The following is a 2,416-nucleotide window of genomic DNA, read 5'->3' as shown; positions in this document are numbered from 1 at the left end:
ACATTCTTTAGTATGACAATTATATGAAGATACTATAAACGCTGCTAACGAATTAGGATTGGACCAAGATATAGTTTCAAAATGACAAAAAAATCAAAAAGATTTAAAAGGTCCAATTGAAATTGGTTCACTAGGAAATATTAAAGAATGATATGAAGTTGATGAGTTAAATAAAAGTCATCATGAATTTAATCACAGACATATTTCTCATATGCTTGGTGTTTTTCCAGGAGATTTAATTTCCCCTGACACTCCAGAGTTGTTTAAAGCAGCAAGAGTTTCTATGGAAAAAAGAACAAGTGAAAGTACAGGCTGAGGAATGGGTCAAAGAATCAATACATGAGCCAGATTAAGAGATGGTAATAAAGCACATCAATTAATAGCAAATTTATTTAGATTTGGTATTCTACCTAACTTATGAGACACTCACCCACCTTTTCAAATTGATGGAAATTTTGGTATGACTTCAGGAGTAATTCAAATGTTAATGCAAAGTAATTTAGGATATATATCTTTATTACCAGCTCTACCAAATGCTTGACCTGCAGGAAAAATAGATGGATTGAAAGCTAGAGGTAATTTCGAAATATCTATGTCATGAAAGAACAAAAAAATTGATACTTTATCAATTAAATCATATAAAGGAGAAGATTTAATTTTAGAATTAAATTCCAAATATGAAACAATTGAAATAGTTGATTCTAACAAAAATAAAGTGGATGTTCCGGTTACAGCAAAATTTGAAGGAAAATCCTCAAATAATAAACAAAAATTGTTTTCTTTTGATGAAAATGATTCTAAATTATTAGGTAGTGATGAAACAAAATTTCAATTTTTAAATAAATATTATAGATTTTCACATGAAGGTTGAAACGTTGTAGAGCTTGTTCAAAATCCTTCAACTAAAACTTGAAGGCTGTATATGGGAAAAATAGAGGAAAACAAATCTACAACTATTGTTCAAATGAATTTAACCTGAGAAGGTAATCAATTAATGGCACAAAAGGATTGAACCGGAACTAAATCAAATGTAAAATTAGACGATTTAGAAAAATATAAAAACAATTTAAGTAACGTATTAGATGGCGGAACAAAAACTCCTGACAAAGAAACTTCAATTAATTCTTTAAAAGTTACTAAATTGATATTAAAAGAAAAAGAAATACAAACAACAGCAAAATTTGAAGAACCTAAAGCAGATCAATCAAACACTTTTATTCCGTTATTCACTTTAAAAGAAGAAGAAATTAGTTCAAAAATGAATTTTCAAGATAAATTTTTATACTTATTAAAAAATTATGAATTTAAACATGATGGATATGATGTTGTATCACTTATACAAAACAATAGAAAATGAAGATTATATCTGGCAAAAAGTAATATTGACACGAAAAAAGTAGATGTCGTTCAGTTAAATTTAACATTTGATACTGATAGCAATGTTTTAAAAGCCAAAAAAGATTGAACAGAAACATATAATTTAAAACCATCGGAAGAATTAATAAAAAATAAATATGACTTTTTTAAAAAGCTAACTGGGAACTCTAGAGTAACAAACAAAATAGACATTAACCATCTAAAAATTTATAAATTAGAAATTTAAAAAAAATTAAAATGAGGAAAAACCTCATTTTTTATATAAATTTTAAAAAAGTTATTTTTCAAAAATTAAATCATATATTATTATTTTATTTAAGAATAAAATTTATTTATATAGGACTTTTACATATTGAGTATATAACTTTTAAAACTATTAAAGTTTTATTAATAAATAAGATATAAGATTAAAATTTCAAACAACCTCATTTTTTCTTCAGCTTTATCAATTTAGTTTTTTCTGTGAATATATAATATATCTAAAAAATAAATAGTGTTAAAATTTTTTATTGTTTTGTACATTTAAAGATATTAAAATTAGTAACAGAATCAATAACAATACTAATTTAATTTTAGAATTAATGATAAAAATTTATTTTTTAAATTATCTTTAAAATGTAAATGAAAATAAAAATTAAACTTATGATACTGTTTAAAATTATTAATTGAGTAAAAAAGTAATATCGTTATTCTTATTAATTAAGTTGTAATTAATTATTTTTTAAATTATAATTTTGCCTATAAAAAAATTAATTTTATGCCTTCTTATTTTTATATATTTTTTATTTAAGATTAATTAGTGTGTAATTAAAATATATTAAAAAGTACATTATTTTTTAACAATACTGTACAAATTAATTTAGAAAAACTTTATTTAAGTAATTCTCTTTATATCTTCTTTTTTAATATTAATTTTTAAACAATTAGTTAATATGATAATTTAAAAGATTTTAAACTTTTTATTACAACATTTTCATCAATTTTCTGTCCATTATTAAGTGTGGGTGCTAAATCATACATATTTTTTAATAAAGTTGCT

The 2,416-nt window shown here is 22.5% G+C and carries 1 protein-coding gene; it reads left to right on the top strand.

Annotation, left to right across the window (positions count from 1 at the left end; all coding sequences use genetic code 4):
* The coding region (locus tag MALL_RS04505; protein ID WP_005683538.1) for a glycosyl hydrolase family 95 catalytic domain-containing protein at positions 1-1,603 on the top strand (1,603 nt) is incomplete at its 5' end.
* Positions 1,604-2,416 lie beyond the last annotated feature (813 nt).

The organism is Mycoplasmopsis alligatoris A21JP2 (assembly GCF_000178375.1).
Lineage (GTDB): Bacteria > Bacillota_I > Bacilli_A > Mycoplasmatales > Metamycoplasmataceae > Mycoplasmopsis > Mycoplasmopsis alligatoris.
Note: the sequence above shows the minus strand (reverse complement) of the source record. Positions and strands in the feature narration are given on the sequence as shown.